The sequence below is a fragment of the Vibrio ishigakensis genome, from assembly GCF_024347675.1.
Lineage (GTDB): Bacteria > Pseudomonadota > Gammaproteobacteria > Enterobacterales > Vibrionaceae > Vibrio > Vibrio ishigakensis.
The window spans coordinates 1791798-1807235 of the sequence record NZ_AP024881.1 but is presented as its reverse complement, the minus strand read 5'-3'; the positions used below and the strand labels follow the sequence as shown (position 1 = coordinate 1807235).

The 15438-nt window shown below is 42.5% G+C and carries 12 protein-coding genes; 9 read left to right on the top strand and 3 right to left on the bottom strand.

Annotation, left to right across the window (positions count from 1 at the left end; all coding sequences use genetic code 11):
* Positions 1 to 11: 11 nt before the first annotated feature.
* Positions 12 to 3587: a response regulator gene (locus Pcarn_RS08160; protein ID WP_261833373.1), complete on the bottom strand. Its 3576-nt coding sequence runs from the start codon at positions 3585 to 3587 to the stop codon at positions 12 to 14.
* A gap of 207 nt (positions 3588 to 3794) precedes the next feature.
* Here Pcarn_RS08160 and Pcarn_RS08155 point away from each other — a divergent pair, with 207 nt between their 5' ends.
* From Pcarn_RS08155 to Pcarn_RS08115, 9 genes are all read left to right on the top strand, one after another.
* Positions 3795 to 4244, top strand: coding sequence for a DUF6789 family protein (locus Pcarn_RS08155; protein ID WP_261833372.1), 450 nt, complete (start codon positions 3795 to 3797; stop codon positions 4242 to 4244).
* A gap of 231 nt (positions 4245 to 4475) precedes the next feature.
* Positions 4476 to 6128 (top strand): acetolactate synthase large subunit, encoded by a 1653-nt coding sequence (locus tag Pcarn_RS08150; protein ID WP_261833371.1) that lies wholly within the window; start codon positions 4476 to 4478, stop codon positions 6126 to 6128.
* A complete protein-coding gene (locus tag Pcarn_RS08145; RefSeq protein ID WP_261833370.1) occupies positions 6116 to 7504 on the top strand; it encodes an aldehyde dehydrogenase family protein in 1389 nt (462 codons plus the stop codon). The genes Pcarn_RS08150 and Pcarn_RS08145 overlap by 13 nt, the downstream gene beginning before the upstream one ends.
* A 58-nt stretch (positions 7505 to 7562) precedes the next feature.
* On the top strand, positions 7563 to 9044 hold the full coding sequence (locus Pcarn_RS08140; RefSeq protein ID WP_261833369.1) for an FMN-binding glutamate synthase family protein: 1482 nt from the start codon (positions 7563 to 7565) through the stop codon (positions 9042 to 9044).
* Positions 9045 to 9245: 201 nt separating this feature from the next.
* Positions 9246 to 9695, top strand: coding sequence for a DUF6789 family protein (locus Pcarn_RS08135; RefSeq protein WP_261833368.1), 450 nt, complete (start codon positions 9246 to 9248; stop codon positions 9693 to 9695).
* A 74-nt stretch (positions 9696 to 9769) separates the two neighbouring features.
* Positions 9770 to 10033 (top strand): glutathione S-transferase N-terminal domain-containing protein, encoded by a 264-nt coding sequence (locus Pcarn_RS08130; RefSeq protein ID WP_261833367.1) that lies wholly within the window; start codon positions 9770 to 9772, stop codon positions 10031 to 10033.
* 60 nt (positions 10034 to 10093) lie between these two features.
* Positions 10094 to 11503 (top strand): mercuric reductase, encoded by a 1410-nt coding sequence (locus Pcarn_RS08125; RefSeq protein WP_261833366.1) that lies wholly within the window; start codon positions 10094 to 10096, stop codon positions 11501 to 11503.
* A gap of 285 nt (positions 11504 to 11788) precedes the next feature.
* Entirely contained in the window at positions 11789 to 12145 is a 357-nt protein-coding gene (locus tag Pcarn_RS08120) for a TraR/DksA family transcriptional regulator (RefSeq protein WP_261833365.1), read from the top strand.
* Between the two features lie 291 nt (positions 12146 to 12436).
* Positions 12437 to 13345, top strand: coding sequence for a cysteine hydrolase (locus tag Pcarn_RS08115; RefSeq protein ID WP_261833364.1), 909 nt, complete (start codon positions 12437 to 12439; stop codon positions 13343 to 13345).
* A 697-nt stretch (positions 13346 to 14042) separates the two neighbouring features.
* Here the strand turns inward: Pcarn_RS08115 and Pcarn_RS08110 are convergent.
* Positions 14043 to 14264 (bottom strand): hypothetical protein, encoded by a 222-nt coding sequence (locus tag Pcarn_RS08110; RefSeq protein ID WP_261833363.1) that lies wholly within the window; start codon positions 14262 to 14264, stop codon positions 14043 to 14045.
* 714 nt (positions 14265 to 14978) lie between these two features.
* Positions 14979 to 15263 (bottom strand): hypothetical protein, encoded by a 285-nt coding sequence (locus tag Pcarn_RS08105; protein ID WP_261833362.1) that lies wholly within the window; start codon positions 15261 to 15263, stop codon positions 14979 to 14981.
* Positions 15264 to 15438: the final 175 nt, after the last annotated feature.

The following is a 15438-nucleotide window of genomic DNA, read 5'->3' as shown; positions in this document are numbered from 1 at the left end:
AGTAATGGCACTTAAGCGTTAGTATCATCGCCGTCCATCTCACAATCTAATGCCGAAAGTAGTTTTTGGCATGAGGCCATTGCTTGATTGAAATCGTAGTTGTCTGCTGCATTTCTTAGCTCATTCAATAGCTTCTCAATCTCATCACCATGATGAGTGATTGAGATGTCTTCTATCTGCTCAATAGCCTCTGTATCCGATGACTCCAGTAGTATCAAAATAGAATGAAGTAGCTCACAGAGATCTTTATCAGTGAGCAGATTCGGTTTCTCAATGGCTAGGTCCTCAATCGCAACTTTAATGTTTGAAAGTAAATCCTCTAGAAGCCTAAAAACAGGCTTCGCGCGCTCATGAATCTGCTCATAATTACCTTGCTTACACGCTTCTTCCAACTCAAAAGCAGCTTGATATACCTTTTCAGCAGCAAGGTTGCCGGAAACGCCTTTAAGAGTGTGCGCACATAGTGTGGCGCTTTTGATATTGCGGTCGGCAAGGTGATGCTGGAATCGAGCTTTAAAGTCACTCTCTTGTTCCACTAGATTTTTAAGAAGTGAAAGATAAAGAGAGGGGCTATCATTGCAAATCGCTAGACCTGCATTAAGGTTTATTCCCTTAATTTCAGGAATGGATACTGGGTCTTCTGTTTTTTCTTTCGGCGCTTTCTTTAATAACGGTTGCGCTGGTTTTATCCATTTGGCCATTGTTAAGAAGAGCCTACGGCGATTTATTGGCTTTGTGATGTGGTCATTCATTCCAGCCTCAAGGACTTTCTCTTTATCGCCTGCCATGGCGTTTGCGGTCATAGCAAGGATAGGCAGCTGCTTAAAGCTTTCGTTGTTGCGAATGTTTCGGGTTGCCTCGTAACCATCCATTATTGGCATTTGGCAATCCATCAGTACACCATCGAATACTTGTTGTTCCAGTTGTCGTATTGCCTCAACTCCATTTTTGGCTGTGATAACATCGATATCTTGTCGATTAAGGACGTCGACAGCCAACTCCAAGTTAATAGCATTATCTTCAACAAGCAGAATTTTAGCGCCGCGCAGTCCGTCTATAGCCTTTTCAACTTCTTCTTCTCGCACTGCTGCTCGGTTTTGGTGAAGTATCTCTTTTCCTTTTTCAACCAAAATAGAGTCTAGTAGTGTTGAAGGGGTGACTGGTTTCGTTAGAAACGACTTGATCGGAGTTCCGCTGGCGGCCTCTTGAGCCTTTTGTTTACCATGCGCGGTCACCATTACAACAGCTGGTGGTGCCGATACAATGTCTAGTGTTTGTATGCGTTTAACTACCTCGATACCATCGATCTCTGGCATCTGCCAATCAATGATTATCAGCTCATAGGGTGCTCTATTTGAGTCCGCAGTTTTGATTTTTTCTAGTGCTAAGCTTCCGTTCTCAGCTTGATCGCAAGACATACCGAACGAAGTCAATATGTTGTTTAATATGTCTCTTGAGCTCTGATTGTCATCGACGATTAGAACTTTATAACTTGGATAATTTGTTGTGGGGCTACTCTCTTGCACCTCATCTTGCTGAAACTTGGCGGTAAATGAAAAGGTAGACCCTTTGGATAGCTCGCTTTCGCAAGTTAATTCGCCATCCATAATTTCTGCGATCTTTCGACTAATGGTAAGGCCCAGGCCTGTCCCTCCAAACTCTCTGGTTGTAGAGGTGTCAGCTTGTGTAAAAGAGTTGAATAGGGAATCTATCTTTTGTTTATCAATACCTATACCACTATCTTTGACGCTAAATTTGAGACGACACCATCCCTTAGCTTGTTCGATTAGACGTACGGAAATGATGACTTCACCGACTTCGGTAAACTTGATGGCGTTATCTCCAAGGTTAATTAAAACTTGATTTAACCTAAGCGGATCACCAATTAGACCTTCAGGTAATGCTGGAGGGATGTCGAAGAGAAGTTCAACCGACTTTTTTTCAGCTTTAAAACTGAGCATGGCAGCCAATTCATCGAGTACATCCTCTATACGGAAAGGAATACTTTCCATATAAAGCTTACCCGCCTCAATCTTTGAGAAATCTAGAATGTCATTGATGATGCCAAGTAATGAGTTGGCAGAGCGGTTGATGTTGTAAACGTAGTTATGTTGTTTTGAATCGAGTTTTGTCTCCAATGCCAAGTCAGACATACCAATAATTGCATTCATTGGTGTGCGTATTTCATGACTCATATTCGCCAAGAACTCACTTTTTATACTATTTGCTTTTACTGCTGACTCTCGAGCCGCTTTGAGTTCGTCTTCTCCTTGTTTTCGAGCACTAATGTCTCTAGATATTGTACTAAAGACATAATCATTACCTTGTAGAATAGGAGAGAAGGTGAGCTCTATGGGAAAAGCTTGGCCATGTTTACTGTGAGCCATAACCTCTAGCCTCTTGTTTTTTAGAGGGTTAACTCCCGTCGTTAGCAGAGTTTCAAGTTCAGAAGTGTAGTTATACGTGTCGTTATCCAGCTCGAAGATATCGGTAATAGGCTTGCCCAACACTTCTTGCTCTGTCCACCCATAGGTTAGATTTGCATGTTTATTCCAAGTAATAATGCGAGCGTTTTTATCAATTAGAATGATTGCATCCAATGCCGTTTCAATAATTGATTTTGTCATTGCTTCGCTTTTTTCTAGCTCTAGTGTCCTGCCTCTAACCATTGTTTCTAGGTTGTTCTTTTCGGCTAATAAAGCCTGTTCTAATCTTTGCTTCGATTGATAGGTTTTGATGTAGTCGAGTAGGAGGCCGATGAAGGGTACAGCGTAAGCAACAATCTTTAGGAAATGAGCAATGTTGAAATGACTGTCGTAGAGACCAGTGGAACCGAAAGCCATATGTAGCTCAGTCATAATCTGAGGAATAAGACTTATCCATAGAGCTTGAGTGAAAAGGGAAGGCTGGCGCTTGTAAAACTTAGGATACAGCCAAAGTCCACACACAAAGTACAATACTAATGGCCCTATATCCCAAGGTCTTGAAATGAATGCATTGGGATAGATCGTTTGTGGGAGAGAGGGTTGGGTTGCACAGAAGGCCATAATTGCATAGGCCACTAACCCAAAGATCACTGTGACCGAAAAGACGAAGCTTAGCTTCGCCTTTTTATTACCATAAATCAGCAATAGACATACACCTGCCATGGTTATGCTAGCGTTGAAAAGTCTTGCTATTGCCCAAGTAAAAGGGACGAAATATTCGTTCGGTGCAGCAGCTGAGATTAGTCTATCTGCGGCTAAGGCATGAAAAGCATCCATTAAACCAGCAGTAAATAAAGCGACCCCAATAATAGGGGTAACCGCATCCCTCTTAATTTTAAAGTGAGCAAAGGCAACGAATACGGTTAACACCGCGATACTTATTGATGCCCACTCTAAAATGGTGTGAGTAAACGAACCAGCGAAGCTTGGATATATAGCTTCTTTGATTTCAGTGAGAGAAGCGTTCAGCAGGGGTTCAATATCAATCAGTTGGCTTGATGTATCGAAGCTAATCCCAAGTAACAAAAGTGCTGCGGGGAAAAAGGATATAAATGCAGTGCCCCACACAAATGTAGATGGAACTTTTAACAACTGAGACATGATTTTGAACTAACTCCCTGTTAAATATCATGATATCTGAGTATATGTGACTTTTATTAAGGGTGCTATCCAACTGCAATTATTTCGATAGACGTCATTAGTTAATGACTTTGTACACTTTTTCGGTCTTCTAAGACACATCCAAATTCGTCATTCCTCGATAAGTTACTAATCAAATTAAGACACTGGAAAAATGGAGTGACCGACATGTTTAACATTAATAACCTAACTCGAGGTTTCGTTGCTGGTTTTATTGCAACGGCTGTACTTACGTTGTTCATGATGATTAAAAGCGTGCTAGGAGTTATGCCTGCTTTTAATCCCATTCATATTCTTAGCAACCTTATCACTGAATATATTGGCTTGAGTCTTGGCATGGGTGTCGGTTGGGTCATGCACTTTTTGCTAGGCAGTCTTGTATGGGGCGGTGCTTTGGTAGTGCTCAATAAAATTCTCCCAGGCACAAATCAACTGACTAAAGCCGTAGCACTCGCGATTTCTGCTTGGTTGGCAATGATGGTTGTACTAATGCCTCTGGCTAATCTCGGGCTGTTTGGCTTGGCATTGGACATCAAGGTGCCAGTAATGACATTTGTCCTTCACTTGGTGTTTGGCGTTGCTCTAGGTGTTTCGTACTCGAAGCTTAACAAAGGCTAATGACTCACTAGATGGCAATAAAGGCACTATTTGTGAATAGGTAAGGTGTCTAACAGGATGAGATTCACATCTTCAAAGCTGTAATGGGATAGCACCTTACTGTTCACTTTGTAAACCAATCTATATGCAACTAGCGTTAATGCTGGATTTAACTTGGTGGAAGAGAGCTTTAAATGACCCACTAAATAGACACGTAGATTGAAATCAATGAGTTAGAAAAAGAAGGTTCCAATGAAAGCATCAGACTTATTTGTAAGGGCACTCGAAAACGAAGGTGTGGAGTTTATTTTTGGCGTCCCGGGTGAAGAGAATCTCGATATGGTCGAGTCTTTGAGAAACTCTAACATCAAACTGGTGTTAACGCGTCATGAGCAAGGAGCAGCCTTCATGGCGGCAACCTATGGTCGTTTAACGGGCAAAGCCGGTGTTTGCATGGCGACGCTAGGGCCAGGAGCAACAAACTTCGCAACGCCAGCAGCTTATGCACACTTAGGCGCGTTCCCTTTGGTCATGCTGACAGGTCAAAAGCCGATAAAGAAATCTAAGCAGGGTCAATTTCAAATCATTGATGTCGTAGGTTTGTTTGACCCGGTTTGCAAAATGTCTAAGCAAATCGTTCATGGTAATACTATCCCATCCATCGTTAGAGAAGCCTTCCGCCTTGCCGAGGAAGAGAGACCAGGTGCAGTACTACTCGAGTTACCCGAGGATATTGCTAGAGAGGATTGTGATGCAAGCGTGATCACACCGCATCCTCGTTGGTATGCAAGGCCAGAGGATAATGTTATCCAGCAGGCTGCAGACCTCATCCGTTCGGCAAAATTTCCTCTTGTGCTAGTAGGTGCCGGTGCCAATCGTAAAGCAACTTGTAAAACCCTGCAAAGTTTTGTCGAGCATCTTCAGATTCCTTTTTTCAATACACAAATGGGCAAAGGGGTTGTCGATGAACGACTTGATATGTGCTTAGGTACAGCCGCGCTCTCCACAGGAGATTATCTGCACGAAGCAATCGCTAATGCCGATTTGATTATCAATATTGGTCACGACGTGGTTGAGAAACCACCTTTCTTTATGCATGAAGGCGATGACAGAAAGGTTATTCACATCAACTATAAATCCGCTCAAGTCGATCAGGTCTATTTCCCACAGTTAGAAATTGTCGGTGATATCTCTGCCTCTATCGAGCTCCTGAAGAACCACTTTGAACAGCCAATTGAATTTGACCGTTCCATCTTTAACCTGGTTAAAACCGAGGTAGAAAAGCATCTGCTTGAGGGAGTGGATGACCCGAGATTCCCAATCGTGCCTCAAAGGCTGGTGGCGGATGTCCGTCGAGTGATGGCCGCTGGAGATGTCATTGCCCTCGATAATGGTATTTACAAAATTTGGTTTGCTAGAAACTACAAGGCATACCAGTCAAATACTGTACTGCTCGATAACGCATTGGCCACTATGGGGGCGGGTTTACCGTCTGCAATGATGGTTGCGAAAATGCACCCTAACAAGCGAGTAATGGCAATTTGCGGCGATGGCGGTTTTATGATGAACAGCCAAGAAATGGAAACCGCAGTGCGCTTGGGGCTCAACTTGGTTGTTGCTGTCCTTAATGACAACTCCTACGGCATGATTCGTTGGAAGCAAGCCGCCGCTGGTTTTCAGGATTGGGGATTGGAGTTTAACAACCCAGATTTCGTTAAATACGCTGAATCTTATGGTGCAAAAGCAAGTCGTGTTCCGAGTGCAGAACAGTTAGTGCCCATTTTAAATGATGCTTTTGAGCAAGGCGGTGTTCACCTTATTGAAATCCCAGTGGACTATTCGGAAAACCAAAAGGTTCTGATTGATGAACTATCCAAGAGAGCGTGTGTCGTATGCAAAAAATAGCCAAAATTCATAACCCTTTTGACCTCTCTGAAATAGGGGAAGTGCCTTTCACTGATTGGGACACGGTCGAAGAATTTCTAGCCGAAGCTTACCATCTGTATCGTCATCGAGCACATTGGCAACCGAAACATAAACGCATTACGATTCTTGGCAACATTGCCAGAATTATGCAGGAAGAGTTTGAGCAGCTCGCTATGTTGATCGCTTCAGAGGGTGGAAAACCGCTTATCGATGCGAGAATCGAAGTAGACCGCGCAATTGCAGGCGTTCAGCTATGTATTTCGGAGTTGCAGAGTGAACGTGGTGTGGAGATTCCGATGGATCTTACTGCAGCAGGTGCTGGCAGAACGGCTTTCACCTCACGAGAGCCAATAGGGGTTGTGGTCGCTGTCTCTGCATTTAATCACCCTTTGAATTTGATTGTTCACCAAGTTGCTCCTGCTATTGCTGTCGGTTGTCCCGTGATTGTTAAGCCGGCTATGGACACACCTTTAAGTTGTCAGCGTTTTGTTGAAATAGCCTATGAAGCGGGATTGGACGATAGTTGGTGCCGAATGGTTTACCTTGAAAATGAGGTAGCATCGAAATTGATTACCGACCAAAGAGTCGCTTTCCTGACGTTTATTGGCTCAGCAAGAGTTGGTTGGATGCTCCGTTCACAATTAGCTCCTGGTACACGTTGTGCGCTGGAACATGGGGGCGCTGCCCCAGTTATCATGGCTGAAGATGCAGATCTCAACAGTGCCTTGCCGGCCTTGATGAAAGGTGGGTTCTATCACTCTGGACAAGTGTGTGTTTCAGTGCAACGTGTGTTTGCTCCTAAAAAGTACGCAAGAGAGCTAGCGCAGTTAATGGCATATGAGGCCAATAAGCTCGTTGTGGGTGACGCGAGAGAAGAGGCAACACAATGCGGTCCTCTGATTCGACCCGCAGAAGTGACCAGAGTTGCGCAGTGGGTCGATGAGGCGGTTCAAGAGGGAGCTGAAGTACTCTCTGGAGGGAAAGCTCTATCAGATACCACCTATGCACCCACCATACTGTTTGAGCCTTCGCAGCAAAGCAAAGTTTCCCAAAAAGAGATTTTTGGGCCGGTGGTGTGTGTGTACACCTACGATGACATTGATCAGGCTATTGAGTTAGCAAACTCTTTGGATGTGGCGTTTCAAGCTTCTGTCTTTACCGAAAACCAGGCCATTGCACAGCACTGTATAAAGCACCTGGATGCTACCGCAGTTATGGTAAACGACCATACAGCGTTTCGTGTTGACTGGATGCCATTTGCTGGCCGACATACCTCGGGATATGGAACTGGTGGTATTGGCTACACAATGCATGACATGACCCAAGACAAAATGGCGGTGTTTAAACATGGCTAATTACCAATTTGATGTAACAAAACTGACCGTTTTTTTAGTGATTTCATAAGGAGTTAAAATGGGTGATTTCATGTTTTCTGCCACCTCTTTTTTAGCGAGTATGCTGATAGTCGTAATAGGTATTGTAATTCTGGCCGTCATATACATGTATATTGTGGATAAGAATCAGTACGAGCACGCGATTCGTAGGAACTATCCTTTTATAGGGCGTTTCCGATACCTATTTGAAAAACAGGGTGAATTCTTTCGCCAATACTTTTTCGCTCTAGATAGAGAAGAGATGCCATTTAACAGAGCAGAGCGTTCATGGGTGTATAAGGCCGCAAAAAACGAAGACCGCACCATTGCGTTTGGCTCGACACGTAGTTTAGACCCATCCGGTACGATCTTATTTTTGAATCATGCTTTTCCGGTGATGACTGAGGACGCCGTTGAACCTGCAGCTGTCACCATTGGTGAGTACAGCCGAATACCCTATACAACTAAATCTGTTTTCAACATATCGGGAATGAGCTTTGGCGCTTTGTCTGCACCTGCTGTGCGAGCACTTTCTAGTGGTGCGAAAATTGCGGGGTGTTGGATGAATACCGGAGAAGGGGGCCTGAGCTCATATCACCTTGAGGGTGGAGGCGATTTGGTTTTTCAGATAGGTACAGCCAAGTATGGAGTTCGAGATGAAAACGGTAAGTTGAGTGATGAGAAGCTAAAAGAGGTAGCAGCTCACGAACAAGTACGAATGTTTGAAATCAAGATGAGTCAAGGAGCTAAACCTGGTAAAGGAGGGATACTGCCGGGTCGTAAAGTGACTGCCGAGATAGCACAGATTCGTGGCATCGAGGCGGGTAAAGATTCTATCAGCCCCAATGGACACCCAGAGATTAAGTCTGCTGCGGATCTGCTCGATATGATAGCTCACGTTCGAGAGGTGACAGGTAAGCCGGTTGGGTTCAAGTTCGTAATGGGTAATTCAGCTTGGTTAGAAGAGTTATTCGACGAAATAGAATCGCGTGGTATTGAGTCTGCCCCGGACTTTATTACGCTAGACAGTGCCGACGGGGGGACAGGGGCTGCTCCACAACCCTTGATGGATTATATGGGTTTACCTTTGAAAGACAGCCTACCTTTGATGGCAAAATTGTTGCGGGAAAGAGGCCTTATGCCCCGAACTAAGTTGATTGCATCTGGCAAATTGATCACTCCGAGTAAAGTTGCTTGGGCGCTCGCTTTAGGGGCTGACTTTGTTGTATCAGCCCGTGGCCATATGTTTGCACTGGGTTGTATTCAAGCACTTAAGTGCAATAAAGATACTTGTCCGACTGGCATTACGACACAGAATAAATCGCTGCAAAAAGGATTGAATGTCGAAGACAAAAAGCAACGTGTAGCAAACTACAACAAGTATATCCATTACGGCGTCGGGCTTATTGCGCACTCGTGCGGAGTGACCAACGCAAGAGACATTAAAATGGATCACGTTAGGGTTGTCACTGAGAATGGTTTGTCCATTGCACTTGATAAGCTCTATCAGCATCATGAGTAGTATGAGTGCTTTTATAGGGAAGAATCGCTCAATGGTTTCTTCCCTTCCTTGTTTTCGTAACGGCACCCCGTCACTCACTCGCATGTTTAACACTCACCAACCTAGTACACTTTTTCAAGCTTCTTAGACACATCCAAATGAGTCACTCCCGGATAGACTGTAAACCAAATCAAGACACCGGATAATAATGGAGTGGCCGACATGTTTAACATTAATAGTCTAATTCGTGGTTTCTATGCAGGTTTTATTGCAACACTTGCACTTACCTCAGTAATGATGATCAAAAGTGCTCTAGGGGTTATGCCCGAGCTTAATCCAATTCATATTCTTGCCAACCTAGCTACTGAACAAATTGGTTTGAGCATGAGCATCGGGGTTGGGTGGGCGATACACTTTTTACTAGGTAGCGCTATATGGGGTGGGGCGCTAGTAATTTTAAATAATACTCTTCCTGGAAGTAAGCAATTAACTAAAGCCTTGGTGCTTTCGACAGCGGCATGGCTTGCAATGATGGTCGTATTGATGCCTCTGGCAAACCTAGGACTATTTGGGCTAACCCTAGGAATTAAAGTACCTGTTATGACATTAATTCTTCACCTAGTGTTTGGTCTAGCCTTAGGCGTATCGTACTCGAAAATTAACAAAGACTAAGACTGATTTTTAGTTAAACAAAATCCAAGAAAATATTTATTAATTAAAGACGTAAGCAACTTGAGGAAACAATTATGAGCAACCTAAAGAACTTGAACCTAGCATTATACTACTTCGATGGATGTCCTTTTTGCACAGTAGTTAGAAGAGCAATCGATCAGCTCGGACTCGATGTGGAGTTGAGAAATACTATGACAGAACCAAAATATCGTGAAGAACTCCTAGAGGCAAGAAAGAGAGGTACTGTTCCTGTGCTCAAGATTACCAATGAACAGGGAAGTGAAACCTGGATGCCTGAATCAATGGATATTGTGGAATATCTGAGAAGCCTGAAATAACTTCTGTTGTAAGAGTAAATAACTGTAACGATAACGCCTTAATGTGTAGAGAGTTTAATAATGAACAAGCAATTTGATCTAATTTGGATAGGAACTGGTCAAGCAACGATGAGTATTTTACCTCGCATTCTTAAGGCGGGAAAAACGGTAGCGATTATTGAAGAAGATAAATTTGGAGGAACCTGTGTCAATAGTGGCTGTACACCAACAAAGGCTTTGGTTGCAGCCGCCAAGGCAATACATCAAGCCAAGCGTGGTTCTGATTTCGGTTTTGACATAGGCGAGCTCAAAGTTGATTTTGAGAAAGTAATGGAGCCGCAGAAAAAGACTCGCTCTAAGTCTACTCAAGGTATCGAGTCATGGCTTCAAAACGCAAAAAACTGTACGGTTTTTAAAGGCTCGGGGGAGTTTACTGGCAGTCACACTGTAAAGGTTGGTTCCGAGGAGCTTTATGGTAAAAATATTGTCATCAATGTCGGTTCAAGACCAAGGCAAGTAGCGACTCCAGGGGCAGAAACAGTCAATTGTCTAACCAATAAAAGCTTATTGGATCTGAATACCTTACCAGAGCATCTTGCGATTGTTGGCGGAAGCTATATTGGACTCGAATTTGCTCAAATCTTTCGCCGATTAGGCAGTAAAGTAACTGTCTTTGAGCGAGGTGAGCAGTTGGTCTTTCGGGAAGACCCTGATGTAGCCGAAATTGTAAAAGATGTCTTGTCCTCAGAAGGCATCGATATTGTCTATAACAGCGCTGTGGAGCAGGTTGAGCCTAAAGATTCTGGAGACTCTGTACTGGTAGCGTATTCTGAGTCAGGGATAAAAAAGACCTTGAAGGCATCACACATATTATTTGCCGTTGGACGAGAGCCAAATAGCGATAAGTTAGGGTTAGGTAAGGCAGGTGTAGAGGTTGATAGAAGGGGGTTTATTGAGGTCAACCAAACCGTTCAAACAAGCCAGAGTCACATTTATGCCGTTGGTGATGTAAATGGAGAAGGAGCCTTTACTCATACTTCTGTAAATGATGGTGAGATTTTTTGGGATCATTACAGTCGCTTGATGGATATGAACCCTGAGCCTCAGGAGCTCGATAGAACCTTATCCATGCGAACTACTATCTATTCCATGTTTATTGATCCGCCACTTGCTAGAGTTGGAATGAGTGAGACTGAAGCGAGAAAATCGAAACGAAATATACTCATGGCAACGCTACCCATGGAGCGCATTGCGCGCGCTCGCGAGAAACAAGAAACTTACGGGATCGTTAAAATCTTTGTTGATAAAGACAGCGAGCAAATTGTTGGTGCAACAGTATTTGGTACTGGGGGAGACGAAGTAATTGGAATCTTTGCGGCCTTTATGCAGACAAAATTATCATACAGAGTACTGCGAAGGACTGTTTTCCCTCATCCTACAGTTGGCGAGCTAATGCCCTGGATTATGGATGACTTAAAACCTTTTAAATAACTAGCAATATTTTCAATTTAAAAAATGACATCCTAGTTTATTTTAAAAGAAAGGCTCGTTGTAACTGCGATGAGTCTTTCTTTTTGTATTTTAATGGGGTTGAAAAATTAAATAAATCATGGCTAGGTAGGGTTAGAAATAATGTGAGTTCAGTTGAGAATAACTTTGCACACAATTCGCTAAATTTCTCACACATAAATAATGGGCAGTCCAATTCATAATTAATCTCATAGCTGACAAGAATACCTCAGTTAAAGCAATAGATATTGAAAAGGTAGGTAAATTATGACTATGAGAGCACACCCAGACGCAGAGTTGATGTCCACTGAAGTTGAAACCATTTCAAATTCTTTAATGAGTTTGAGAGAAGAAATTGACGCCCAAAATTCAGTCCATTTAGCCAATGTAATGAAAAAGTATGATTGCTCTTTAACTGACTTTGCAGATGCAGCAAGTCAATCAGAGCAAAGCTACAAGTCTCTTATTTTATTAAATAATAATAAAGAAAAGCTGCGCTTAGTTGAGCGGGCGATAGCTAAATTAAAAAAGGGAACATACGGAATAAGTGAATTAACTGGAATGCCAATCCCTTTTGAAAGATTAAAGCTGGTTCCATGGGCAACAACTTGTATTAATGATTAGGTGAGGAATACTCTAATGTTAATTTTTATTCTATGCTCTTGTATATTAAATAAATTCTAATATTGTGATTTATTCAGTATTGATTATTGAAGTATGTTCTTAATATGAGAATAGACAACCTGAATAATTCACCTATCTTGCGAAATGAAACGTTTAAGCTAACCTTAATCTAGTTCGGATTCAACAACCTTTGGCCACCACAACGTGCACAGGCTGCTTACGTTAGTCGAGTAGCGTATTAACTGTTTAGCAACTGAGCTCACCTCTAACCGACACTAGGACGTTATAATCATGAAGCGAGAAAATAAAACATTGGGAAAAGTTGATTCCGAAACCGAAGTTCAACCGGAAGCAGTAGATGATTCTCGTCGCTCTTTGCTCAAAGCCAGTGCAGCAGTAGCAACGGTGGCTACTGCTGCAGGCATCTCGGGTGTGGCAAATGCCGCAACTCCTGAAGCTGAAAAAAAGTATGCTGACCCCGAGAAAGGCGTATTACCACCAACAAAAATGAAGATTGATACCAATCGAACAGCTTTGGTGGTCGTAGATCCGCAGATCGATTTTTTGTCTCCAAAAGGAACAGCATGGCCGGTCGTTGGCAAAAGTGTCGAAGAAAACCAAACCGTTCCTAATATTGAGAGCATGTTCAAAGTGGCCAAAGAAGTGGGCATGCCCGTGTTTATCTCACCTCACTACTATTATCCTTGGGATAATGAACATCACTTTGGCGGACCGCTTGAAAAAGTCATGCACAACTTACCGATGTTTGTCCGCAAGGACCCATTAAGTTTGGATGGCTTTGACGGCTCTGGTGCTGACTGGATGCCTGAGTTTAAGAAGTATATAAATGACGGAAAGACAATTGTGTGTAGCCCACACAAAGTTTATTCATTGCAACAAAATGACTTAAACCTACAAATGAGAAAAATAGGTATAGATAAAGTGATTTTGTGTGGGATGTCAGCAAACTTGTGCGTACAGGCTCATTTGTATGAAATGCTAGAGTTAGGCTATGAAGTAGCAGTTGTGCGTGATGCAACTGCGGCTGCTCAAATACCAGAGGGTGACGGTTATTTAGCAGCACTTATTAATTACCGAATGGTTGCTAATGATTTGTGGTGGACTAAAGATGCTGTGGAAGTTGTTAGAGCAGCCTACAAAGCCAATCCGCCAACAATGAAGGACGACCACGGACACTAGGGACTTTGAAGCATAGCTCAAACTAGTTTTGCAGTCTGATTTTGACTGGCAAACCGACCTCAAGGCGCTCGATTAACATCGAGCGTTTTTTATTTCAACCGATATCAATGCAAAGGTGATGGTGATTGTTTTTCAGCCTGTATCATCCCCTCGAACCATAGAGCTATCTTTTGGCTATATCGGAACTGTTAAAGGATTCTCTACTTACGCCACTGAACTAAATAGACTCCCCATCACTGCTCGTTGGAATACACAGCTTGGTTGCTAACAGGCTATAGATTACTTTGAAGAAATAGTAGAACACCGAGGGATTAAGGGGACGACTTTTTGGTTCACTTACTTTTCATATACGGAGGACAGCCGGCTCTTATAGGTGTCTATACGATACTATTGATTAACACTAGGAGAGGCCACGAGTAGCTTAGTCGAAGGCCTAGATAGTAGCTCGGTAGAAGAAGTCGGTGTGGTAGGTATTGGATTATCTTCGCGATAGAGTGTTGTTATAGGTTGAAGGTGGGGTTTTTATTGGTGCTGTATTGATCTCTTCTTAACAGTTATTTTGTTATGTAATTTAGCGTTCTACCTATGTTTTAAATAACTATATATGACACCATATAAAAAGAAAGCCCCATATTTTCATATAGGGCTTTTGGGTGCGATATTGTTGTTGATGGTATGCTTCTCCTTATTGCAAGTATTAGCGATGGCGATTTTTATCTTCTGATGGTTGTAGCGAGTACCCACCTCCTGTTTTGTTTGATGGGTCTTCAAAAATTCCACCGCCACTCTTATTAGATGGGTCTTGCCAAGTATATTGTGAAAGACTATCAGTTGAGTTACCAGATTTGCTTTCTGCATATGCAACACCAGCGGTAGAGGCGATTGTAAGTAGAATTAGGTTTAGTGTATTGAATTTCATGATGCTGTCCTTAAATAGATGTTTGTTGTGTTTTTCTGTTTACGGGTTCTATTATTGTCGAATTTAAGGTTTGAGTATGTGCTCTTATTTAGAGAGGATGTGACTATATCAATTAGCTTTGGGTGCATGGATTGCTATTCATACTTGAGATGAGTTAGATAAATTTTGACGGATGTGTATGGGGCTCGTTCTCTGGGGAAATGTCGCACAACGTCGGTGTAGAGAGCGAGAATCGATATAGAACAAGATGTCACTGATAGATAGCCTGGCCTATATATTCGACTAATCAATTTTGTCTAGTCGAAGTATAGGCTGCACAGTGTTTTTGGAGTGCAGATAGGCTTATTTGAGATAGATGGCCACTGGCTTAATTTTTACAGAATGAGATTGGGTTAATGCCATAAAATAAAAAAGACCCTATGTCAGTATAGGGTCTTTAGAAATTACTTTTAAGCGAGAGCTTGGAATAAATAGCTATCTGTGTATTTTTTAAATGGGTCTTCCCATCGCAATTTAGTAGAGGTTAAACTCTCTGAAGTGTTTCTTTGTCCATGTTTTATGTACATATTAAAGGTGTGATAGAACGTAGAAAACGCAAAGCTAAAAAAATCCTTGTTCATAATGTTCTGCTCCTAAAAATATTTAATTTTTTATATGGCTCTGTATTAAGTTGCCGATTATAATCCCATGCCCAATTATAATCGGCAGCCTAGATTAACGATGACGATTTTTTGATTGATTGTTTTTGCTAGGGTCTTCTAACCAATAGCCACCGCCAGTTTTATTTGATGGGTCTGTCCAGTAACCGCCACCGGTTTTGTTCGATGGGTCTGCCCAATAACCGCCACCGCTTTTATTTGAAGGGTCTTCCCAAGTGTATTGAGATAGATTGCTATTAATTGATGCTGTTACAGAGTTGATTGCTGGAGCTGCTGCCTGTGCAAGACTTGCACTAGAAGCAAGAGTAACTAGAGCTAGAGTTAGTGATTTGATTTTCATAATGTGTTCCTCAGTTTTTAGATGTTTGGTGTGTTTTGTTTACGAGGCTCATTATTGTTGATAGCGGGGCAGGGGTATGTGTTCTTATTTATTGCTGTTGTGCCTATTCTGGAACACTATGGGTGCTACAAAGAACTAGCTACCTAGGTTCGCCGAAGCACGGGGTGCTGAGCCC